The sequence below is a fragment of the Gammaproteobacteria bacterium genome (assembly GCA_013817245.1).
GTDB lineage: Bacteria > Pseudomonadota > Gammaproteobacteria > HTCC5015 > HTCC5015 > JACDDA01.
Genome location: JACDDA010000002.1, coordinates 173,095 through 196,878, shown reverse-complemented (window position 1 = coordinate 196,878; position 23,784 = coordinate 173,095). Strand labels below are relative to the sequence as shown.

22 protein-coding genes and 1 pseudogene are annotated in these 23,784 nt (G+C 46.0%); 8 read left to right on the top strand and 15 right to left on the bottom strand.

Going from position 1 to position 23,784, the window contains the following annotated elements:
* Positions 1-113: 113 nt before the first annotated feature.
* Both H0W44_03770 and H0W44_03765 read left to right on the top strand, forming a co-directional pair.
* Complete coding sequence (locus H0W44_03770; protein ID MBA3581552.1) at positions 114-2,534, top strand: MASE1 domain-containing protein; 2,421 nt, start codon at positions 114-116, stop codon at positions 2,532-2,534.
* A complete protein-coding gene (locus tag H0W44_03765) occupies positions 2,531-3,463 on the top strand; it encodes a response regulator (protein MBA3581551.1) in 933 nt (310 codons plus the stop codon). The genes H0W44_03770 and H0W44_03765 overlap by 4 nt, the downstream gene beginning before the upstream one ends.
* A gap of 52 nt (positions 3,464-3,515) precedes the next feature.
* Here the strand turns inward: H0W44_03765 and gpmA are convergent, their stop codons facing one another.
* From gpmA to pip, 11 genes are all read right to left on the bottom strand, one after another.
* Positions 3,516-4,262, bottom strand: coding sequence for a 2,3-diphosphoglycerate-dependent phosphoglycerate mutase (gpmA, locus tag H0W44_03760; protein MBA3581550.1), 747 nt, complete (start codon positions 4,260-4,262; stop codon positions 3,516-3,518).
* 44 nt (positions 4,263-4,306) lie between these two features.
* Positions 4,307-5,038 carry a twin-arginine translocase subunit TatC gene (tatC, locus tag H0W44_03755; GenBank protein MBA3581549.1) on the bottom strand — a complete coding sequence of 244 codons (732 nt, stop codon included), beginning with the start codon at positions 5,036-5,038 and terminating at the stop codon, positions 4,307-4,309.
* A 28-nt stretch (positions 5,039-5,066) separates the two neighbouring features.
* Positions 5,067-5,468 carry a twin-arginine translocase subunit TatB gene (gene tatB, locus H0W44_03750; protein MBA3581548.1) on the bottom strand — a complete coding sequence of 134 codons (402 nt, stop codon included), beginning with the start codon at positions 5,466-5,468 and terminating at the stop codon, positions 5,067-5,069.
* A gap of 5 nt (positions 5,469-5,473) precedes the next feature.
* Positions 5,474-5,659: a twin-arginine translocase TatA/TatE family subunit gene (gene tatA, locus H0W44_03745; GenBank protein ID MBA3581547.1), complete on the bottom strand. Its 186-nt coding sequence runs from the start codon at positions 5,657-5,659 to the stop codon at positions 5,474-5,476.
* Positions 5,660-5,704: 45 nt separating this feature from the next.
* Positions 5,705-6,040 carry a phosphoribosyl-ATP diphosphatase gene (locus tag H0W44_03740; protein ID MBA3581546.1) on the bottom strand — a complete coding sequence of 112 codons (336 nt, stop codon included), beginning with the start codon at positions 6,038-6,040 and terminating at the stop codon, positions 5,705-5,707.
* Positions 6,041-6,100: 60 nt separating this feature from the next.
* Positions 6,101-6,874 carry an imidazole glycerol phosphate synthase subunit HisF gene (hisF, locus tag H0W44_03735; GenBank protein ID MBA3581545.1) on the bottom strand — a complete coding sequence of 258 codons (774 nt, stop codon included), beginning with the start codon at positions 6,872-6,874 and terminating at the stop codon, positions 6,101-6,103.
* A 21-nt stretch (positions 6,875-6,895) separates the two neighbouring features.
* Positions 6,896-7,627, bottom strand: coding sequence for a 1-(5-phosphoribosyl)-5-[(5-phosphoribosylamino)methylideneamino]imidazole-4-carboxamide isomerase (hisA, locus tag H0W44_03730; GenBank protein MBA3581544.1), 732 nt, complete (start codon positions 7,625-7,627; stop codon positions 6,896-6,898).
* Positions 7,628-7,676: 49 nt separating this feature from the next.
* The gene (gene hisH, locus H0W44_03725) at positions 7,677-8,324 is read right to left on the bottom strand and encodes an imidazole glycerol phosphate synthase subunit HisH (protein MBA3581543.1); all 648 of its coding nucleotides are present in this window, start codon (positions 8,322-8,324) and stop codon (positions 7,677-7,679) included.
* A gap of 19 nt (positions 8,325-8,343) precedes the next feature.
* Positions 8,344-8,937 (bottom strand): imidazoleglycerol-phosphate dehydratase HisB, encoded by a 594-nt coding sequence (gene hisB, locus H0W44_03720; GenBank protein ID MBA3581542.1) that lies wholly within the window; start codon positions 8,935-8,937, stop codon positions 8,344-8,346.
* A 71-nt stretch (positions 8,938-9,008) separates the two neighbouring features.
* Positions 9,009-9,446 carry a D-tyrosyl-tRNA(Tyr) deacylase gene (locus H0W44_03715; protein MBA3581541.1) on the bottom strand — a complete coding sequence of 146 codons (438 nt, stop codon included), beginning with the start codon at positions 9,444-9,446 and terminating at the stop codon, positions 9,009-9,011.
* On the bottom strand, positions 9,443-10,420 hold the full coding sequence (gene pip / locus H0W44_03710) for a prolyl aminopeptidase (protein MBA3581540.1): 978 nt from the start codon (positions 10,418-10,420) through the stop codon (positions 9,443-9,445). Before pip ends, H0W44_03715 begins: the two co-directional genes overlap by 4 nt.
* 477 nt (positions 10,421-10,897) lie before the next feature.
* On the opposite strand from pip, the gene H0W44_03705 reads away from it, so the two are divergent.
* Entirely contained in the window at positions 10,898-11,584 is a 687-nt protein-coding gene (locus H0W44_03705; protein ID MBA3581539.1) for a LexA family transcriptional regulator, read from the top strand.
* Positions 11,585-12,762: 1,178 nt separating this feature from the next.
* On the opposite strand, the pseudogene H0W44_03700 reads toward H0W44_03705, so the two are convergent.
* The 4 genes and pseudogenes from H0W44_03700 to H0W44_03685 form a co-directional block, all read right to left on the bottom strand.
* A pseudogene (locus H0W44_03700) lies at positions 12,763-13,808 on the bottom strand (PEP-CTERM sorting domain-containing protein).
* 413 nt (positions 13,809-14,221) lie between these two features.
* A complete protein-coding gene (gene rsmB, locus H0W44_03695) occupies positions 14,222-15,589 on the bottom strand; it encodes a 16S rRNA (cytosine(967)-C(5))-methyltransferase RsmB (GenBank protein MBA3581538.1) in 1,368 nt (455 codons plus the stop codon).
* A 1-nt stretch (position 15,590) separates the two neighbouring features.
* Entirely contained in the window at positions 15,591-16,550 is a 960-nt protein-coding gene (locus H0W44_03690; protein MBA3581537.1) for a methionyl-tRNA formyltransferase, read from the bottom strand.
* Between the two features lie 8 nt (positions 16,551-16,558).
* A complete protein-coding gene (locus H0W44_03685; GenBank protein ID MBA3581536.1) occupies positions 16,559-17,101 on the bottom strand; it encodes a peptide deformylase in 543 nt (180 codons plus the stop codon).
* A 177-nt stretch (positions 17,102-17,278) separates the two neighbouring features.
* On the opposite strand from H0W44_03685, the gene H0W44_03680 reads away from it, so the two are divergent.
* The 5 genes from H0W44_03680 (at position 17,279) to hemF (ending at position 23,671) form a co-directional block, all read left to right on the top strand.
* Positions 17,279-18,634: a LysM peptidoglycan-binding domain-containing protein gene (locus H0W44_03680; GenBank protein MBA3581535.1), complete on the top strand. Its 1,356-nt coding sequence runs from the start codon at positions 17,279-17,281 to the stop codon at positions 18,632-18,634.
* Positions 18,635-18,655: 21 nt separating this feature from the next.
* Entirely contained in the window at positions 18,656-19,777 is a 1,122-nt protein-coding gene (gene dprA / locus H0W44_03675) for a DNA-protecting protein DprA (GenBank protein MBA3581534.1), read from the top strand.
* Between the two features lie 89 nt (positions 19,778-19,866).
* Positions 19,867-22,176: a type I DNA topoisomerase gene (gene topA, locus H0W44_03670; protein MBA3581533.1), complete on the top strand. Its 2,310-nt coding sequence runs from the start codon at positions 19,867-19,869 to the stop codon at positions 22,174-22,176.
* A 3-nt stretch (positions 22,177-22,179) separates the two neighbouring features.
* Positions 22,180-22,725, top strand: a complete 546-nt coding sequence (locus tag H0W44_03665; protein ID MBA3581532.1) for a Sua5/YciO/YrdC/YwlC family protein — start codon at positions 22,180-22,182, stop codon at positions 22,723-22,725.
* 40 nt (positions 22,726-22,765) lie between these two features.
* A complete protein-coding gene (gene hemF, locus H0W44_03660) occupies positions 22,766-23,671 on the top strand; it encodes an oxygen-dependent coproporphyrinogen oxidase (GenBank protein MBA3581531.1) in 906 nt (301 codons plus the stop codon).
* Positions 23,672-23,784: the final 113 nt, after the last annotated feature.

The window sequence follows — 23,784 nt, the reverse complement described above, 5'->3', positions numbered from 1 at the left end:
CGCCATAAGCACCCTGCAGTGCTTAAAGTTTGCTACGGAATGGCCGCTGATTGTACAGCTAACACAACAATGGATGTTTCAAAGTGTTAATTACATGTTTAACAAACCACCAGATGGCCAACTTAACACTGCTGCAACGTAACATTTTGGTTGCGATTGGCAGTTTTGGCATGGCATTTATTAGCCTAACCTTCCTCAAGGTCAGCGATATCGCGGTTGCACTGTGGTTACCCGCAGGACTAGAAATTGCCTTGGTTTATTTATGGGGCTATCGCGTCTTACCGGGGGTGTTTTGCGGGATCGCCGCCATTAGTTTAGCGATGCATGGTGTAGAGGGACACGGTGTATTAGCCAGCGTTGGCGTTGCCATGATCATTGGCAGCATTAGCGTGCTTAAATGTTTTATTGCTATTTATATTATTCGACGTTTTTGTTCTTCAAATGTTATCTGGGACAAAGCCCGCGATATTATTATTTTTACTGCTGCCACCGGCTTAGTTAGTTTGGTGTCTGTGGCTATTAATCTTTTATTATCTGCTTCCATGCCAGGAGGTGTTGGAGCGGATAAATTAAGCACCTCGATCTTAATTTGGTTCTTTGCAGATTTCACTAGCATCTTAGTTATTGCGTCTTCGATTATTGCAGTCACCGGACCGATGAAGACTACCATGACGCATCGCCAAAAGATCGAATACGGTGCGCTTGTTATTTTTGTTTTGGTATACGGCGTTTTTTTATTCGGCGCGCACATTGATAAATCAACCCCGTTTCAACCTCCAGTAGGTATGTTAATCGCGCTCGCATGGGCCATTGCTCGTTTTAAAGCACGCGAAGTATTTTTTATTAATATGCTAGAAAGCGTAATCATGGTATCTACAACCACATGGGCCTTAGGTCCGATCGCAGCACAAGCAATCACCTTACAAGAAGGCATTGTCAGCGCACAAGTCTTCAGCGTACCTAGCATGCTAATTGCCTATTTTGTTACTGCGGCCTTACATCAAAGCGCATTAAAAAAAGCCGAACTACAACAAGTGCTCGCATCATTAGAAAATCGCGTAATTGAACGTACCGAAGAATTAGAATTAATCAACAATCGTTTATACAGCGAAGTTAATCAACGCGCTCAGCAAATTAGAACCATGGCGCTGATTAATGACATTGCCTCAGCCGCTAATGACAGCCCCGATCCGACTCGCGCGTTGCGTAGCGCTATCAAAAAGATTTGTGTGTATGGTAGTTGGCCAGTAGGACACGCTTTTATCGTCACGCAAAGTGAAACAGAAACCCATATAGACTCTGCGCGAATCTGGCAAAACCAATTCGGCGACGCATTAAACGCATTTGTTCAATTATCTGAATCCACCCGCATGCACCCTGGCGAAGGGTTAATTGGCAAAATCTACGATGGTGGCATGCCTGTTTATGGAAAAATTGATGCACAGGGTTGTGAACGTCAACAAGCGCTTGCCGGCGCAAATTTAAATTATATGCTGGCATTCCCTGTGTTAGCCGGTGATCGCGTGGTCGCTATCTTAGAATTTTTCTTTCATCAAGAAGGCGATGTTGATCGCAATATGTTAGACGCGGTCACTAAAGCCGGAGTTTTATTAGGTCGCGTATTTGAACGTCATTGGGCGGGCCGTGAAAAAGAACGTTTACACACGCAATTATTACAAGCCTCGCGTTTTGCTGGCATGGCAGAAGTTGCGTCGGGAGTGCTGCATAATGTAGGTAATGTGTTGAACAGCGTGACTGTTGCCGCAACCATTGCGTCTGACAAAGCTCGTAGCTTAAATGTAGATGGTTTAGTTAGAGCCACGGATCTTTTGCAAGCTCATAAAAATGAATTGGCGCATTTTCTTAATGATGACCCTAAAGGCCAAAAGTTATTGCCTTATTTAATTGCATTAGGCGAACATCTTGGTGATCAGAAAAAATCTATCGACGAGGAATTAGCCGCCGTCGTTCACAATGTTGATCACATTAAAAATATAGTCAATCGCCAACAATCTTATGCGCGCATGGCCGCCGTCAATGAAGAAATTAATATTAATGAATTAGTTGATGATGCATTAGAAATGAATGCGCCAAAGCTTGAGCATCATCGAATCAGCGTCATAAAAGAATATGCCGAAATACCTAATATAAATCTCGACAAACACAATATTATGCAAATCATTGGAAATTTAATCAGTAATGCCAAACATTCTATGGACGGCATCGACAAGCAAGACAAACACATTTACTTGCGCACAAAATTAAATGAAAACTGCGTGGTTGTAGAAGTAGCGGATAATGGCTGCGGTATTCCTCCTGACATCCAAAGTAAAATTTTTGAATTTGGTTTTACCACTAAACGTGATGGCCACGGTTTTGGTTTGCATACTTGTGCAAATACGATTAAAGCCATGGGTGGGAAATTATATTTTAATAGCCCCGGCGAAGGCCAAGGCACTTGTTTCGTAATAGAACTACCCTTATCTATTGTTGACAAATCACCAAGCAACTCAAACAAGGACGTGGCGGCATGACACGGGAAACGAAAAAGAAACACCGCATTATTGTCATTGATGACAATCGCGCTATTCATGAAGATTATAAAAAAATCCTCGTGCCCGACATTAATATCGCAGCTTTAGGTTCTCTAGAAACCGAATTATTTGGTGTGAGTAACACCCATGGGCAAATTGATAATTTTGATATTGATTCTGCTTATCAAGGCCAAGAAGGTTTCGAATTAGTTAAAAAAGCTATCGCTACAGGCTTGCCTTATTCTTTAGCCTTTGTGGATATGCGCATGCCACCGGGCTGGGATGGTATTGAAACCATTGAACATATTTGGCAGGCTGATCCAGAGTTACAAATAGTAATATGTTCCGCGTATTCCGATCATTCCTGGTCAGAAATTTCTCAACGTTTAGGCAGTAGCGACAAATTATTAATTTTAAAGAAACCTTTTGATAATGTTGAGATTATTCAAATGGCGCATGCGATGTGTCAAAAATGCACGCTTACTCGCTTAGAGCAACGTTTGATGGACTTAGATGCTATCGTTCGCCAACAAACCAGCAACAATCCAACCAGTAGCTCGCAAGATCATCAAGAATTAGGTGAACTTAAATCTCAGCTAGAAAAAATATTAATTTTCGTAGGCACGTTAGATAATGAATTAGGCGTTCCCATTCAAGACTTACAAGATAGCTCGCGCTTATTAAAAAATGCGTTCGGCGAAATTATTAACTTAACCACGAATTTGCAAAATGCCGTGCGTAATATCCCAGAAAATGCGGCCAAGCAAGCTTTGTTAGCTCAACTAGACCAAGTCCACGGCAATAGCAATCTAAGTTATATTCAAGAACGCGTGCCAGAGACGTTCAAGCGTTTAGAGTCAGCACTCGATCGCATTGGCAATGGCATTAGCAATATGCAAAACATGGTTAAAAATCAAAAAATTCACTAATAAAAAACCCGCTGCTTGGCGGGTTTTTTATGCTTTCAACCGAACTAAATAGTTATTTTGCTTTACCTTGATTAGCAACGGCATCCATCATGCGCTTTACTTCGTCGGCGTCACCTAAATAATTTCTCGTCAAAGGTCGCAAATCAGCATCTAATTCATACAGCAAGGGCATGCCAGTAGGAATATTTAAATTTAATACCTGTTCTTCTGACAACTGATCTAAATACATTACTAACGCACGCAAGCTGTTGCCATGCGCTGCGATAATAATTTGTTTGCCTTCACGTATACGTGGCACTACCGCATCATGCCAATACGGCAAAACTCGTGCGATGGTGTCTTTAAGACTTTCTGTTAAGGGCAATGCATTTTTATCCATGCTGGCATAACGCGGATCAAAACCAGGATAACGCTGATCATTAATTGCTAAGGCAGGCGGTGGAATATCAAAACTGCGGCGCCACACTAATACTTGTTCTTCACCATGTTTGGCGGCGGTTTCGGCTTTATTCAAACCTTGCAAAGCGCCGTAGTGACGTTCATTTAAACGCCAATGACGTGCAACCGGCACATACAATTGATCCATTTCATCAAGCGCGGTCCATAAAGTGCGCATGGCGCGTTTCAACACGGAGCTAAACGCCATATCAAAAACGAAGCCTTCGGCTTTCAACAATTGTCCTGCGCGGCGCGCTTCGGCAATGCCTTTATCAGTCAAATCAACATCATGCCAACCGGTGAAACGATTCTCTTTATTCCAGAGGCTTTCGCCGTGGCGAATCAACACTAATTTATAAATGACCGTTCTCCTTTATTTTTAATGATACAAATTATTTAATTTGTTTAATGAACATCTAACGCTTGATCGGTTTTGATTTTAATTTTCCGTTTTTCTATCACGCGCGCGCATAACACACCGACTTCAAATAAAATGCACATCGGCACCGCCAATAAAGTTTGTGATATTACATCCGGCGGCGTCAGTAACATGCCGATAATAAACGCGAACACAATAAAATAACGGCGTACTGCCACTAATTTTTGGATGCTCACAATACCCAATGAAACCAATACAATAATCACAATGGGCACTTCAAAAATCACTCCGAACGCTAAAAACATCGCCATTACAAAATCTAAATAACTACTCATGTCTGTCATCATCGACACGCCCTCTGGCGTCATGCTCACGATGAAACTAAACAGCAAAGGGAAAACCACAAAATAAGCAAACGCAACACCGGCATAAAAAAGTATGGTTGCAGATGTCAGAATCGGCACCACTAAACTTTTTTCATGTCGATATAAACCTGGCGCAACAAATCCCCAAATCTCATATAATAAATACGGAATCGCCAAAAAGACCGCTAACAAAGTAACGAGCTTAAAGGGAATCATAAAGGGCGCAGACACATCTACTGCAATCATAGTGCTGCCTACTGGCAACAGTTTAGTAAGCGGTGCGGCCAGTCGTGTATAAAGCGGATTTGAAAAAGGTAACAAGCACGCCAAAATTACCGCCAGCACAATTAAGATACGAACTAATCGTTGCCGCAACTCAATAAGATGCGACATGAAATTTTGTCCGAACGATTTATCCTGCTCAGGATTTTGGCTCATGCGTTTTTTCAGCCGAAGTAGATTCCGAAGTAGATCCAGTAACAACCGTTACAACTGCCGCAGGAACAATCGGCGCAATTAATTGCGCTATATCAGGTTCCATGGTTTTAGGTAGTGAGGTCATATGTTGATGCACCGCAGAAGCGGTGTCTTGCATTAAGGAACGTAGTTGTTCAATTTCTTGTTCCTGACTTTTTAATAACTGATGTAATTCGTGTTCATGTAATTCGTTTTCTATATTAAAGCGCACATTGCTTATCATGCGCTGCAATTTACGCCAAGAACGACCCGCGTTATAAGCCAGCTCCGGTAAACGTTCAGGACCTACTGCTAATAAAGCGACGATGCCTACTAACACTAATTCCCAAAAACCTATTTCAAACACCTTGATTAGTCCGCGTCAGACTTTTGCTCGACCTGTTTCTTGTCTGCTGCTTTCTGGCCATCTTCATCGCGCATCGCTTTCTTAAAATTGCTGATGGCGCTACCTAAATCACCACCCATATTGCGCAAACGACTGGTCCCGAATAACAACAACACAATCACTAAAATCAGCAACACAGAACCAAAACCCATATGACTGAACATAAATGTCTCCACTCATTACTTCGTTAATTACCGTTATTTACGGTTGCGCTTTTCTTCATGTCCTGAGACGCCAAAACGACGTCGCAGTTCTGTTAATACATCCGTTGCCGCTAAATCATGGCGCGCCAACAATACCAAGGTGTGAAACCATAAATCCGCTGTTTCGTGAATAATTGCGCTGACATCCGTGCTTTTAGCGGCCAACACTACTTCAACCGCTTCTTCACCAATTTTCTTTAACACTTTATCTTCATTATCTTGCAGCAAACTAGCCACATAAGAATGCGCAGGATCGGCTTGACGACGCTCATTAATCACAGCCATCAACGCTTGCAAAGTATCGGAGGAATTTGTCGAAGTCGTAGTCATTACGATGTCCCATTGGGGCGGCTAGTGTAACACAAGCCTCTTTTCAATCTGCCTACCGTGTTAGATCCGCACTTCAATACCCGCACACGCCATCGCATGTTTGGCTTGTGCCAGCGTGTATTCACCGAAGTGGAAAATACTGGCCGCTAAAACGGCTTCGGCATGGCCTATTTTTACGCCATCCACTAAATGCCGCAAATTTCCTACGCCACCAGAAGCGATAACCGGCACCGGCACTGCGTCTACCACCGCACGGGTTAATTCCAAATCAAAACCGGATTTAGTGCCGTCACGATCCATACTCGTCAGCAAAATTTCACCCGCGCCATAGGCGGCCATGCGCGCTGCCCATTCGACCACATCTAAACCCGTGCCCCGACGACCGCCATGCGTAAATACTTCCCAGCGTAATGCTTCGCCCGGATGACTGACTCGTTTTGCGTCAATCGCAACCACGATGCATTGATTGCCGACGCGATCAGCCGCTGCTTTAACAAATTCAGGATTGCTAACGGCAGCGGTATTAATGCCTACTTTGTCAGCACCTGCATTTAACATGCGACGCACATCTTCAAAAGTGCGAATACCGCCGCCCACTGTCAACGGAATAAATACTTGTTCTGCAACTTGTTCAACCACATGAACCATTGTTTGTCGATCATCGCTGCTGGCGGTGATATCTAAAAAAGTAATTTCATCCGCGCCTTCCGCGTTATAACGTTTGGCAATTTCAACCGGATCACCGGCATCACGAATATCGACAAAGTTCACGCCTTTAACAACGCGACCTTTATCAACATCTAAACAAGGAATAATTCGTTTGGCGAGTGGCATCTGTGTTTACTAATCTAATAATTACTTTTTTGCAGCCAGTGCTAAGGCTTCTTTTAAATCAACACCACCTTCATACAACGCGCGTCCGATTACAACACCCGCGACACCTTCGTCTTGCACCGCAACGAGTTTGCGAATGTCATCAATATTAGTCACGCCGCCGGAAGCAATGACGGGGATTTTCACTGCACGCGCTAATGCAACCGTAGCATCTATATTGACGCCGTTTAACATGCCATCGCGTGCAATGTCTGTGTAAATAATGGCTTCTACGCCATCGCGTTCAAAATGTTGTGCTATATCAATCACATCATGATGAGATAATTTGCTCCAACCATCGATCGCTACTTTGCCATCTTTGGCATCAAGACCAACAATAATATGACCTGGAAATGCTAAACACACATCACTCACAAAATGCGGCTCACTGACGGCTTTAGTGCCGATGATGACCCAGCGCACACCTGCATCTAAATATTGTTGAATAGTGTCTTCATCACGAATACCACCGCCGACTTGAATATCTAAATTCGGAAACGCTTTAATGATGGCATTAATCACCGCCGCATTACGCGGCTTACCCGCAAACGCACCGTCTAAATCAACAATGTGCAAACGTTGCGTACCCGCTTCCATCCATTGCGCAGCTACTTTCACCGGATCTTCTGAAAATACCGTGCTGTCTTCCATGCGGCCTTGACGCAGACGCACACAACGACCTTCTTTTAAATCAATTGCAGGAATAATTAACACGATGCAAAACCTTTAGTGAAAAGTTAAACCTAAATTTATTAACAGCGACTCACGCGGCGCCATCCCACCGACAAAAATTATGCAGCAATTGCAAACCAACGGCGCCACTTTTTTCTGGATGACATTGCATAGCAAATAAATTGTCGCGCGCCAACACGCTAGCAAACGACAAACCATAAGGTGTTTCAGCTGCAATCCAACGTTTGTCATTCGGCACTACATGATAACTATGCACAAAATAAAAACGTTCGTGATTCGCAATGCCTTGCCATAAAGGATGCGCATGTAATTGCACGACTTGATTCCAACCCATATGAGGAATTTTTAATTCCGTTGGCCACGCTGACGCTAAACTGTTTGAGAAATGTTGCGCTTCGCCCGCAATCCAATTTAAACATTCCACACCGGCATTTTCTTGGCTGCGACTTAACAACACTTGTAAGCCCATGCAAATACCTAAGAAAGGTTTTTGAGCGGCAACATTTTTTAACGTATCAATCAAATCATTTTCACGCAACGCGTCCATACATGCACGCGCCGCACCTTGACCTGGAAACACAACGCGATCAGCGCGTGCAATAATTTTTGCATCGGCGCTAATTTCAACGCGCATGTCATTAGGCGCAACATGCGCAATGGCTTTTGCCACCGAACGCAAATTACCCATTCCATAATCAACAACTACTAAGCGAATCATGCGACTTTATAATACCGATTTACAAACTGCCTTTAGTAGACGGCATGATGCCCGTCATGCGGGGATCAAGTTCTGCAGCAGCGCGCAGCGCACGACCAAACGCTTTAAAAATTGTTTCAGCAATGTGATGCGCATTTTTGCCTTGTAAATTATCAATGTGCAAAGTCACCATCGCATGATTTACAAAACCTTGAAAAAATTCGTGTAATAAATCCAAATCAAATTCACCCACATGCGAACGCGGATAATTAACGCGATATTCCAAACCCGGCCGACCAGAAAAATCGATCACGACTCGCGACAACGCTTCATCTAATGGTACATACGCATGACCATAACGACGCAAACCTTTTTTATCGCCCAACGCTTGATTAAAGGCTTGTCCAAGCACGATGCCGACATCTTCGACGGTGTGATGCGCATCAATTTCAAGATCACCTTTGGCTTCAATGTGTAAATCAATCATGCCGTGACGTGCAACTTGATCGAGCATGTGATCAAAAAAAGGCAAGCCAGTATTAAATTGCGAAACGCCGGTGCCATCAATATTAATAGCAGCCGTTATCTGGGTTTCGCGGGTATTCCGACTGACACTTGCGCGCCGTGCTGACATGCGATTTCTCCGCCGTAATGCGTATTCGATAAGGCCGCATAGGATACACCAGCGCCGCGCCGGCCGCGACGCTAAACCTGCAGCCGAAAAGTCACAGGCCCATCATTAATCAAACTCACTTGCATATTAGCCCCGAATTGGCCGGTGGCCACGCGCAAACCACTGCGCTGTAATTCAGTCACAAACGCCTCGTAGTAATATAAACCTTGCTCAGGCGCAGCGGCCTGCGCAAAACTCGGTCGCAAACCTTTGCGCGTATCAGCGGCCAAGGTGAATTGCGACACCACTAGTAACTCCGCTTGCACATCGCGGGCACTTAAATTCATTTTGTCGGCGTCATCGGCAAACACGCGATAATTCAGCACGCGCTCTGCCAGTTTTACGACTTCATTGATGCCGTCATGTGGTTCTACCGCCAATAACAACAATAAACCCGCGCCGATCTGACCGATGATTTGTTCTTCCACCACCACCGCGGCTTGGCTCACACGTTGCAATAAAATAATCATACGAATGTTGAGGTGCGCGCAAATTGTTGCGTAGCTAAAATTAAAGCCTGCGTAATATCCACTTCCATCGCTGAATGTCCGGCCGTATTAATAATCTGGAAATACGCTTCGGGCCAAGCACAATGCAAATCCCACGCTTGGCGCAGCGGACAAATCACATCATAACGGCCATGCACAATCACACTGGGAATATGGCGAATGTTAGCGATGTCTTCGATGATTTGATTCGGCCGTAAAAAACTTTGCTGCATAAAATAATGACATTCAATACGCGCCATCGCTAAGGCGGCGGCATCCGCCGTCATGTTATTCAACAACTGTGGATCTTGCTGCAACCGCGCCGTTGCCGCTTCCCAGCGCGACCATGCTTTTGCCGCGTTTAGTTTAATCACCGCATCATCACTAATTAATCGCTGATAATAAGCGGCCACCATTTGCTGACGCTCTAACACTGGAATCGGCGCTAAATAATGCGCCCATTCATCTGGCCAAATTTCCGACGCGCCAAACTGATAAAACCAATCAATATCAGCAGGGCGACATAAAAATATACCGCGCAAAATTAAACCCAACACCGCCGCCGGATGCGTTTGTGCGTAAACCAAGGCCAAGGTTGAACCCCATGAACCACCAAACACCAACCATTGCGCAATGCTTAAATGTTGACGCAGTAATTCAATATCGTTAACGAGATGTTGCGTGCTGTTGTGCTGCAATTCCGCATGCGGCTGAGAACGCCCACAACCCCGCTGATCAAATAAAATAATGTGATAACACTGCGGATCAAAAAATCGTCGTTGCCACGCAGCACACGCCGCACCCGGGCCTCCGTGCAAGAACAAAACGGGAATGCCTTGTGGGTTACCTGTTTGTTCAAAATACAATAAATGCCCATCACCTACCGGCAACTGACCGGTACTAAATGGTTCAATTGGCGGATAAAAGGTCACAGGCTGGGATGATAAATGTGACATCAAATATCCTTCATTAGAATTTCAATAAAATCAATAAGTTGGAGCAGGGTTTGTAGGATTTATCCTACACAGCATTCAGACAATATTGGCTATTGTTATTTACCTTAGAGTGCCATTCTATGACCGTACACAAGGACTGTGTCAGGGACGAAATCATGGAAGTTCAAGGAAGGTTCACGAAGGAACGTGAACAAAAGCCAAGGACGAGCTTAGCAGGACGCTATAGGATGCTCAACATCACCTAAAATAGCCAGGACGGTTATTTAAAGCCCCAGCCTCCACTGGGGCTTTTTTATTGGGCTGCTTTATTTCGTCCGCATTGAAATACTAAAACGCCTTCATTTAGTGCATTTTTGTATTCACTACATTGCATCTACCAAAGCACGACAGGCATGCTGCAAACACTGTCGGTGCGATGACGAAATTGATCACCACGCACATGATAAAAAAATTACGCGAAATTTGAGCAGGATCGCGATGACAGACAACTCTGAATTTCTTCATGCCTTAGGTGCGCGCATTAACTGGATTGCGCAGCGTACAGGCGGCAAAAAACAACTTGCTGATGTAGCCCGCATTTCCGAATCACAACTTTATCGTTATATCAGCGGCGAAAGTAAACCGACGGTAGAACCGCTAGTTGCGATCGCCAAAGCTGGCCATATTTCACTCGAATGGTTGGTTAATGGAACGCCTCATGATCACAACCAAACCGCATTAACCGTGGCTGATCCTAGCGGCAGTTATGCCTTCGCGGCAGATCTCATTACTATTCCCACGCTCACCCATCACTTGCTTTCGGCCAAGCTCGACTCTAAACAAGTGGGCGAATTTGCTTTTCGTCGCAGTTGGTTAGCTCAATTTGATGTTATTCCGGAAAATTTACGTTTGATGTTAGCGCCCGGCGATTGCATGTTACCGACGTTTAATCATCATGCACTGCTGTTAATTAATACCGCGCAACGTCGTTATGAAAACGAAGGCGTTTATATATTAGCCATGAATCAAGAGATTATTTGTCGTCGCGTGCAACGCGCACTCAATGGCAATTTATTAATTGCCGCCGATAATCACGCCTATCGCGAATTTGAAATTAATAGCGCGCAAGCTGCGCAGCTTGAATGGTTAGGCAACGTTATTTGGTGGGGAGCGCCCGCAGCGTAAACATAAAAAGCAGAAAACAGGAAAATCAAGCAGTCAACTTGATTCATCAGGTAGGCCTTCATAACAAAACGGCCAGATTGAGTTCGCACCCAAGTCTGACCGTTTTTTCACTGCTTAAATCTTGTTTTAAAGTCTTCTTCTAAATCGGGTATTTAAAAACTCTCCGTCTTTAGAACCACAACTTCCAGCTCGCGCCAATACTGGCATCAGCATCTTGTCCCTTGCTGGCGACATTGCCCGATACAAGAATCACACTGCTTTTGCTGAGTTGATGCTCAACTTCAGCACCAACACGACCCCAATCCTGACGGATCTCGTTGCCTTCGAAGCTGAAGGGAAGGGCAACGACTTGCAATACATTGGCGTTACCACTGACCGTAGCGCCTTGGTCGTCAAAGCGATGCACCCATTCCACATGACCGCGCACCGTCGTGGCTTCGCTCATGGGGTGAGCACCGGTCAAGCCTACACGGCTTTCTTTAGCAGTGTGGCTTTGGCTATCAAAGCGCGCAGGCGCGGTGCCACCGCTTTCTTGGTAGCCATCTACGTCGGTTTGGGTAGTGGTGTATTGAACGATCGGGGTGAAGCTGATGCTACTGAGCTTAAACGCATCGCGCCAATCAAGACGAGCACGCAGCGACCAAGCGTCCAGATCAGTGTTGCCGTTCGATTGAACAGCACCAAAAGAGTAGCCACGTCTAAGGTCTGCATCCCAGCGACCGATCATGCCCAATGCTGAGGCGACAAGGCTGCTGTCTGACGTCGAAAGAGGAATCGCCCAATCGAGTTCGCCTAAAACATACTCACCATTGATCTTGCTTTTACCGCCATAAACTTGGTCTTGACTGGCTTGGCTGTGACCAATGCCGAGACCGGCACGTAGGTTTTGCGTCTTGAAATCATGACAAGCGCCCACTTCGCCCAAGGTCATCCAACCATGCGCGTTATCGGTGCGATTGAGTATGCCTATATCGCCACTCGCCCAGCCGCAGTAACCGCTATTGCTATCGGTCATGGCGATGTCCATTAAAGTACGATGGTGCGCGCCGTTGAGGGTTAGAGCGTTAAGCCCTTCGAACTGCATATGGGTTGCGACGGTCGAGGCAAGACTATTACTAAGATCGGTGAGACCAACAAGCCCTGAAGTAGCTGGGCCTACGCGAGCGATGAAGGCTTCGTCACCGTTCGTACTGGTTCCCCTCCCCACCACCACATTGCCATTCGCATTCACATCGGTGGCAACATTTAACTTCGTCCAGCCAGCGACGCTGACACCAGCAGCGGCCAACCAATCTTGTACGCGTTGCATGCCCCCCGCTTGGGTCCAAGCGGAAGGCCTCACTTCCGTTAGCGGTAACACTATCACCTACGACCACGGAACCATCGGCGTTGACACCCCAGGCCGTACTACTAAAAATGCCACCTGGCAGATCGCCCAAGCCGACCATGCCACCCGCCTGCGTCCAACGAAATGCCTCTCGGCCGTCAAGGCTATAACCTTCACCCACCACCACCGAACCATCGGCGTTGACAGCGTAGGCAGCACTACCAAAACCGCCGTCGGGCAAATCGCTTAAGCCGATCATGCCGCCCGCTTGAGTCCAGCGGAATGCCTCTTGACCACTAACGCCACTGCCATAGCCTACAACCACCGAACCATTCGCACTGACCGCTTCGGCGAAACTCTCAAAAACACCGCCTGCCAAATCGCTCAAGCCAACCATGCCACTGCCTTGGGTCCAACGGAATGCCTCCTTACCACTGTGCTAGTACCATAGCCCACCACCACCGAACCATCGGCGTTGACACCCCTGGCTGAACTCTCAAAAACGCCGCCTGCCAAATCGCTCAAGCCGACCATGCCACCGCCCTGGGACCAACGGTATGCCTCAGTGCCGCTAGCACTATTGCCTTGGCCCACCACGACCGAACCATTGGCGCTAACGTCGGAGGCTTGACTATAACTGCCACCTGTTAAATAGCCTAAGCCCTCCATGCCACCCGCCTCTGTCCAACGGAATGCCTCAAAACCGCTAGTGCTATAGCCATTGCCCACCACCACGGAACCATCCGCGCTGACGCCATAAGCGATACTAGAAAAACTGTTGCCCGGCAAATCGCCTAAGCCCGTAAGAATATCAGCCGCTTGAGCGGATAATGTCGGTAATGCCCAGCACAGTGCAACGGCTGTTGATAGTGCGAATGACTTAATGGGAAACTTCATGATCTGTCCTGTTTTATAGTGTTTTGTGGCAATGTAAAAATTACCAGTAATGAGTAATGAGTAATGAGTAATGAGTAATGAGTAATGAGTAATGAGTAATGAGTAATGAGTAATGAGTAATGAGTAATGAGTAATGAGTAATGAGTAATGACGCGGGATATTAACCAGTGCTTGGTTAAAAAGCGAATAAATGCAGTAGTTGTTGTTTTTAAGCAGCTATATATTTCAACGAGGTTACAAATGGCACGAGTAAACTGCCTCAAAAATTTTCTTCATGGATGCGAGTAACCCAAATCAAAAGATAAAACCCTTTAATTTTCCTGTTTTCTGCATGTATCGTCATAAGCCAAGCCTGCCGCATTTCTAACGTTATTCAATAACGTCCCATACTAAATATTATAGATAGAGATCTTTTAATTTTTCTTGCACAACAACGCATAATAAAAACCATCCATTTCACCTGCGTCACCTTGACTCGGTAATAGCTGCCATCCTTGTGGGCGCGCTAAGCCATTGCTTAATTCAAACGGAATTAAACTTGCGCTGCTTTCTTGTTGTAAAAAATCGGCGATTTGATTTTCGTTTTCGGCTTTAAGAATCGAACAGGTCACATATAACAAACTTCCGCCCACTTTTAATAACGGCCACAAGGCGCGCAACAAAGTTTGTTGGCGCAGTTGTAAATCTTGAATGTCGCTAGCGCGACGTAAGTGCGCGATGTCGGGATGACGGCGAATCACGCCGGTGCCGGAACACGGTACGTCTAATAAAATTCGATCAAATAATTGTCCATCCCACCAACTGCTAATTTGATTGACGTCTGCGGCGCGCAAATGAATTTTGGCAGCATGTTCGCCATAACGCGCTAAATTAGTTTGGACGCGTTGCAAGCGCTGCGCATCAATATCTAACGCCCACAATTCTGCTAGCTCAGCTTGTTGATCTAACAAATGCAAAGTTTTACCACCCGGTGCTGCGCAAGCATCTAACACGCGATCACCGGCTTGCGGATTTAATAACACCGCCGCATGTTGCGCCGCTGCGTCTTGCACCGAAACAAAACCTTGTTGAAAACCGGGCAACTGTTCTACATCAATCGGCTGCGCAAGCACTAATGCGCTTGCAACATGCGGATGTTGCTGTGCGCTAATGTTTGCTTGCGCTAATTGCATTTGATAATCCGCAACGCTGAGCAAACGCGTATTTACGCGCAAGGTCATGGGCGCTTGAATGCGCCAAACATCAAACACCGTTTGCGCCTGTGTTGGCCAATCTTGTTGTACGCGCTCCACTAACCATGCAGGCCATGCGCTTTGATACAAAGGATTGCTCAACAATTCTGCGTGTAAACTTTCGTGCTGTCGCAAGTAATTACGTAACACTGCATTAACCAAACCTTTTGCCCAGGGTTTTTTTAAGCTCTCTGTTACGGCGACGGTTTCATTCACAATCACATGCTCGGCAGCACGCGCCGCGCGTAATTGATGCAAACCTAGCAACAACAATAAATACACATCGTCATCACGTTCGCGCAAAGGTTTGGTGAGTAATTTTTCTAACACTAAATCTAAACGCCAATAATCGCGCAACACGCCAAAACACCACGCTTGCACCATCGCCAAATTAACGCCATCGGTTTTACTTTGTAGCCGCTGCAAAACATCGGTTAATGAAGCGCCATCGGCCAACACTTGTTGCAACACTTGCAACGCCAATAAACGCGCTTGCGTTTTGCCGGTTTTAGTAGCTTTAGCTGATTTATCGGGAGGAATTTGCGACATATTAAATAGCAGAATGAAACACGGTGTTGTTGAGTGGAAAAGCATTTACAAAATCTTGCGCCAATAACGGTTTGCCGCCTGCGCGTTGCAATTGCGTAATGACTAGTGCGCCATCGGCGGTTGCAACCCAAATACCTTGTTGATCCGTTTTAATTACGCTGCCTTTAACATACGCAGAATAATCGCCCGCAATAGCCTGCGCTTGCCAAATGCGCAAAGTTTCATCTTTATCTTTGTGCGCCCACAAAGTTTGTGCAACAGGCCACGCATTAAAGGCGCGTACTTTATTCGCCAAGGTGTTGGCGGATTGTTGCCAATCTAACCACGCATCGTTTTTTTGAATTTTGTGCGCGTAACTTGCGTGAGTGTCGTCTTGTGTTTGTGCAGACAATTGACCCTTCACGAGTGCGTTAAATTGTTCGTGCAATAAATGTGCAGCGCTGACGGCTAAACGATCATGCAATTCACTCGCGAGTTCGTGTGCACCAATGTTTATGATTGTTGTTGCTAACATTGCGCCGGTATCTAAACCTTTATCCATTTGCATCAGCGTAATACCCGTGCGTGTGTCGCCCTGCAAAATCGCGTATTGAATGGGCGCAGCACCGCGCCAACGCGGTAACAATGATGCATGCAAATTCATACAACCTAAACGCGGCATCGCTAAGACGGCGGGCGGCAACAGCAAACCATACGCAACCACAATCATTAAATCTGCTTGCAAAGCCGCTAACTCATGCTGCGCTTCAGGACTTTTTAAATGCAGTGGTTGATAAACAGGAATGTCGTGCGCGATCGCGCAGCTTTTAACGGGACTCGCTTGTGCATGACGACCACGACCAGCAGGACGATCAGGTTGCGTATAAACCGCAACCACTTCTGCTTGGGCGCGCGGCAGCTGCAATAAAATTTCTAAAGTGGGTACCGCAAACGCGGGAGTGCCCGCAAACACGATGCGCATGTGGGACTTTATAAGACGTTGCTATTTTTAGTGTCGGAGGGTTGATCTAATTGACCCTGACGTTTTTGTTTTTCTAACTTTTTGCGAATCCGATTGCGCTTGAGCGACGAAATATAATCAACAAATAATTTACCATCGAGATGATCGATTTCATGTTGAATACACACGGCTAATAAACCATCCGCATCGATTACGAAATTTTCACCGTGACGGTTTTGAGCTTGAACTTTAATGCGCTCGGCGCGCTGCACGCTTTCATAAAAACCGGGCACCGATAAACAGCCTTCATCCATTTCTTCCATGCCGTCTTTACTAACAATGACGGGATTAATGAAAACCAAGGGTGTATTTTTATCTTCAGAAACATCAATGACCATAAAGCGTTTATGCACATTCACTTGAATAGCCGCCAAGCCAATGCCGGGCGCCGCATACATGGTTGCGAACATATCGTCGATGACGCGCTGTAAATCAGCGTCAATTTGGGTCACCGGAACGCAGGTTTTACGCAAACGTTCATCCGGGAAATGCAAAATCTCTAGTATCGCCATCGGTTTTACAATATTATTTCGTGTGGTTTTACAAATACTTTTCGTAACACTATGATCCTACATGAATTATGTCTTGCCATTGAGCCGCTATACGCTCAAAGCCGGACACACCGGGAGCAACTCACTTGTCGCTCCAATTACATTTTCTTACGTGGGTTTAAGGCGAGGTTGAACATAATGGTAGAGCGTATATTAACCGGCCTCTCGGCGTTAATTGTAGCAAGTTTTCTCACGGCCTGTTCAGACGGCCATGTGCGACAAACAAATAACCAAGCGCCAATTGATTTTGGACAAACTGCGAACGAGACCAGCGCACCTGACTTTAATGCGGGCGCCAATACGGACGCTATTCCCACTGCCGATCCCACTGACAATACCGGCGTAGAAGCCACTGCTTTAGAAACAAGCGCAGAAAATACGCCGCCTGCTACTAAGGCTCCCGTAGCGGCTACGCAACCATCAACGACTTCCCGCATCGCGCTACGCGAAAACGTGCCTGATCGTTACACGGTAAAACGCGGTGATACATTGTGGGCGATTGCGACGATGTTCTTAAAAGATGCGTGGCGCTGGCCAGAAATTTGGTACTTCAATAACAACATCCAAAACCCTCATTTAATTTATCCCGGCGATGTTATTCAGCTGGTCTATGTCGATGGCCAACCGCAACTGCGCTTAGCGCGTGATGGCACTACCGTACCGCAAGCCGACGTGCCACAAGGTATCGTCACGCGCACGATGACACCGGATGCACCACAAGGTATCAAGACCGTTAAATTAAATCCTCGCGCGCACGCGCAAAGTTTAGAAAGCGCGATTCCCACTATTCCCATCGGGGCTATTCAACCGTTTTTAATCGACACTTTAGTGGTCACTAAAAAACAACTGGAAAAAGCGCCGTATGTGGTCAGCAGTTTGGATGAGCATTTAGTCAACGGCATGGGGCACACCCTTTATGTGCGCGGTCTTGACGTCAAAAATGAACAAACACGCTTCAAGATTTATCGCCCGGGTCGCAAACTCAAACGCGCGAATAGTCGTGAAGTATTAGGTTATGAAGCTGTGTTGGTCAGTGAAGCTGATTTAAAGAAGGTCGGTGATCCTGCCACATTAGAAGTGGTTCGCAGTGTGCGCGAAACCTTGAACGGTGATCGCATCTTGCCGCCAGATGAAGGCCAAGTGTCTTACAACTTTGTGCCTAAAGCGCCGAAAGCTTTTATTGAAGGCCACATTATTGCGTTGATGGATGCGTTGACACAGACCGGCCAAAACCAAGTTGTCGTCATTGACCTTGGAGTACGTGATGGCATGGAACCGGGTACGGTGTTAGCGATTGATCATGCAGGCAAATCCATGCAAGACCATTACGTAGGCGAAAAAGTTCGCATGCCCGATGCGCGCGCGGGTTTGTTGATGGTATTTAAAGCCTTTGAAAGAGTGAGTTACGCATTGGTGATGCAATCATCACGGCCGGTACGCTTGAATGATTTTGTCCGTAATCCTGCGCCCGTGGGTGGCGATAAACTCAAGTAATTAAACGCGAACGATCCTGGCATGGACGCCCACTTGCCCAACAATCCTAACTTATCGGATTGGATCATTTTGCACTTAGCGCCGGGCTTAGGTCCGGCGACCGTGCAAGCCTTATTAGCTGAATTGGGTAGCGCCCACGCTATTCTGGCAGCGCCTCGATCCCGCCTGCAACACTATCGCTTAAGCGACGATTGCATTGATTCCATCAAACAACCCAACTCCGCCGCGGTAGATGCCACGCTGGCTTGGGCACAAGGCGCGCAACAGCATTTAATCTGTTGGGATGATGTACGTTATCCCGAAAGACTGCGCAGCATTTCTACGCCTCCGTGTTTACTCTACGTGCAGGGCGATGCAAATTTATTAAACGAACCACAGCTAGCCATGGTCGGCAGTCGCCATGCTTCACGCGGCGGTTTAGAAACCGCCACTGCCTTTGCACGCGATCTCAGTCAACGCGGTTTAATCATCACCAGTGGTTTAGCTGCCGGCATTGACGGCGCGGCACATGAAGGCGCGCTAGCTGCATCAGCGCCAACGATTGCGGTGATGGCTACTGGCATTGATTTAATTTATCCCAAACAACATCAAGCACTCGCGGCACGCATCATTCAACGCGGCGCACTCGTGACCGAAATGCCATTAGGTACTGCACCAAAACCGTATCACTTCCCGCAACGTAATCGCATCATCAGTGGTTTGAGTTTAGGCACCTTAGTGGTAGAAGCCGCTGCTCAAAGCGGTTCACTGATCACCGCGCATCATGCGATGGAACAAGGTCGCGAAGTTTTTGCGATTCCAGGTTCCATTCACAATCCCACCGCCAAAGGTTGTCATCACTTAATTCGGCAAGGCGCTAAATTAATTGAAACCAGCCAACAGATTTTGGAAGAACTCGCGCCGCATATAAAAAGTTATCTGCAACCGGCAACCAAGCCAGCCACAGACAATCATTCCACCTCCGCATTACCAGCGGATCATCAACAAGTTTTAGATAACTTAGGCTTTGATCCGATCGACTTTGATAGCCTGTTAGCGCGCAGCTCGTTAAACACTCAAGAGCTATCTTCGGTGCTTCTGATTCTCGAATTACAAGGTTTAGTCGAAACCTTGCCGGGTGGTCGTTTCAGCCGTTTAGCCTAAATTTCACAACTAGATTTGCCTAAACCCTACTTTTTGTGCAATTAATAAAAAAGGGGCGGCAAGCCCTCCTTATATAGTCAGAGATTGTTATGGCAAAAAACCTTGTGATCGTAGAGTCCCCGGCCAAGTCGCGGACCATCAAAAAATACCTCGGCAAGGACTTTGAAGTCCTGGCCTCTTACGGACATGTGCGCGATTTAGTGCCGAAAGAAGGCGCGGTTGACGTGGCGCATGATTTTTCCATGAAATACCAAATCATTGAAAAAAATGACAAACATGTTGCGGCCATTAAAAAAGCTATTAAAAAAGCCGATACGCTTTTTCTGGCAACTGACCCTGACCGCGAAGGTGAAGCGATCTCATGGCATCTAAAAGAATTACTGGATAAGGAAAAACTCCTTAAAGACAAAGAAGTGTTTCGCGTGGTGTTTCATGAAATCACCAAAAAAGCCGTTAATGTCGCGATTGCGAATCCACGCGCACTTTCAATGGATTTAATTAACGCGCAACAAGCACGGCGCGCGTTAGATTATTTAGTAGGCTTTAATTTATCGCCCTTGTTATGGAAAAAAATTCGTCGTGGTTTATCGGCGGGTCGCGTTCAAAGTCCTGCTTTACGTTTGATTTGTGAACGTGAAAATGAAATTCGTCGTTTTGATCCACAAGAATATTGGAGCATCGAAGCGGATTTAAATAAAGCCAAACAAAATTTCAGCGCCAAACTCAACTTGCTCGAAAATGACAAAGTTAAACAATTTACCGTTAACAATGACAAAACCGCTAATCAAGTCCGCGATAAATTATTGAAACTCGCTAACGGCACGTTAACGATTACGCAAATCGAACGAAAACAACGCAAACGTAATCCTTCTGCCCCATTTACAACATCAACACTGCAACAAGAAGCCGTGCGTAAATTAGGCTTTACTGCTTCGCGCACGATGCGCGTCGCGCAACAGTTGTATGAAGGCGTAGAAATTAATGGCGAATCGATTGGCTTAATCAGCTACATGCGTACGGACTCGGTCACCTTAGCGCAAGAAGCCTTAGATGATATTCGCGCATTTATTACCGAACGTTATGGCAAAGATAATTTGCCAGACGAAATTCGCGTGTTTAAAAACAAATCAAAAAACGCACAAGAAGCGCATGAAGCGATACGTCCTACATCGATTCGCCATGTTCCTGAAGAAATAAAATCTTTTTTATCGCTTGATCAATTCAAACTTTACAATCTTATTTGGCAACGTACGCTGGCTTGTCAAATGATGCACGCTACTTTAGATACCGTGGGCATTGATTTAGAAGCATCGCCGGGCAATAGTTTTCGCGCCAGTGGTTCTACTATTCGCCACGCCGGTTTTATGAATGTCTATCAAGAAGGCAAAGACGATAACAATAATGAAGATGAGGATGAAAAATTATTACCTGATTTAAAAGAAGGTGAAAAAGTTTCATTATTAGATATTCGTGCCGACCAACATTTCACCGAACCGCCACCGCGTTACACCGAAGCGACTTTGGTAAAATCATTGGAAGAATTTGGTATTGGCCGACCTTCAACGTATGCGAGCATTATTCAAACCTTGCAAGCACGCGAATATGTTGAACTCGACAAAAAACGTTTTACACCGACTGATGTAGGCGAAGTGGTTAATAAATTTTTAACTCAATACTTCACGCAATACGTCGATTATGATTTCACCGCACAGCTCGAAGACGAACTCGACTCCATCGCACGCGGTGAAAAAGAGTGGGTGCCGGTCTTAAGAGATTTTTGGTCACCGTTCAAACTATTAGTGGATAGCACCGAAACGGATGTTTCGCGCAAAGATGTAACCGCCGAACAAATTGAGGAACATTGCCCGAAGTGTAATAGCTTCTTAGAAATCAAACTCGGCAGGCGCGGCAAATTCATCGGCTGCACGGCGTATCCCGAATGCGATTACACGCGCAACTTAGACGACAGCAGCAGCGAACCAGAAATTATTCCCGATCGTAAATGCCCTGAATGCACCTCTGATTTATTAATTCGCAGCGGTAAATATGGCAAATTTATTGGCTGTAGTAATTATCCAAAATGCAAACACATCGAACCGTTAAATAAACCTGCCGACACCGGTGTGGTGTGTCCTGTTTGCAAAAAGCATAATTTATTAGAGCGTCGTTCACGTCGCGGCAAAACATTTTTTTCGTGTTCTGATTATCCAAGCTGTACGTATGCTACTTGGAACAAACCCATTGCCGATCCATGTCCTAGTTGTCATTGGCCAATCACGACGATTAAGACGACCAAGCGTAACGGCACTGAACGCGTCTGCCCACAAGAAGAATGTGGCTTTAGTGAACCCGCTGAACATTTAGCAGAAGCACCGGCTGATATCACTGAGATCGAGTAAGCGGTGTTAAATATTGCGGAAGCCGTTTTATGCTTACGTCGCGGCGGTGTTATCGCGTATCCGACTGAAGCCGTATTTGGTTTAGGTTGTGATCCGAATAATGAAACCGCCGCGCTGCATTTATTAGCATTAAAAAAACGGCCGATGCACAAAGGTCTCATACTCGTCGCAGCACACACTCAGCAACTAAACGAATTTGTTGCACCTGAAGTATGGTTAGATTATCCGCACACAGTCGCGAGCTGGCCAGGCCCACACACGTGGTTAGTGCCGTGTCGTAGTGATGCACCTGCTTGGTTAACCGGTGAACACACCAAACTCGCGGTGCGTATTAGTGCACATCCCGTCGTGCGTGAATTATGCAATGCATTTGGCGGCGCAATTATTTCTACCAGCGCCAACATTAGCGATGCACCACCAGCACGTAATGCAACGGAAGTCATCGCTCAATTTCCACAACAACTTAGCGGCATTGTTATCGGTGAAACCGGCGGCAATGGCAACGTCACCACTATTCACGACGCGGTGACCGGGCAACAACTCCGCTAATGATTATTCTTCATCCACTTGCTTGCTGCGGATATCCGTCATGAACATCAATATTGATGACATAAAAAAATATTTACTCGGTCTACAAGATCATATTTGTACATCTCTCGAAAAAGTCGATGCCAAAGAAAAATTTATTGAAGACAGCTGGCAACGTCCCGAAGGTGGCGGTGGGCGCACGCGCATTCTTAGTAACGGCGCAATTATCGAAAAAGGCGGCGTAGGTTTTTCGCACGTCATGGGTGACAGCATGCCCGCATCCGCAACAGCACATCGACCCGAACTCGCGGGACGCCATTGGGAAGCCATGGGCGTATCACTCGTTATACATCCATTAAATCCTTACGCGCCCACCTCGCACGCTAACGTGCGATTTTTTATTGCACACAAAGATGGCCATGATCCCATCTGGTGGTTTGGCGGCGGTTATGACTTAACACCGTATTATATTTTTGAAGAAGACTGCGTGCATTGGCATCACACCGCGCAACAAGCTTGCGCACCGTTTGGCAATAATGTTTATCCACGTTTTAAAAAATGGTGTGATGATTATTTTTATTTAAAACATCGCCAAGAAACTCGCGGCATCGGCGGCTTGTTTTATGATGACTTAAATGAATGGGACTTTGATACCTGCTTTAAATTCATGCAAGCCATCGGCAATAGCTACACCGAAGCTTATGTTCCTATTTTAGAAAAACGTAAAAATATTCCTTACAGCGAACGCGAACGCGACTTCCAACTGTATCGTCGCGGCCGTTATGTTGAATACAACCTCGTCTATGATCGCGGCACTTTATTTGGATTACAAAGCGGCGGGCGTACCGAATCTATATTGATGTCATTGCCACCATTGGTGACATGGAAATATAACTGGGCGCCAGAAGCGGGCAGTGCAGAAGCGAAGTTATATGAATATTTAAAACCGAGGGAGTGGGTGTTTTGAGGAAAATGTTAATATCGCTTTCGAAGTGGGCATTTCAACGGGGCAGGTTTATTCTACCTTCTTTAATTAGCTCTACAATAAGACATAGCTTTTAAGAGAATTCAAAACAATGA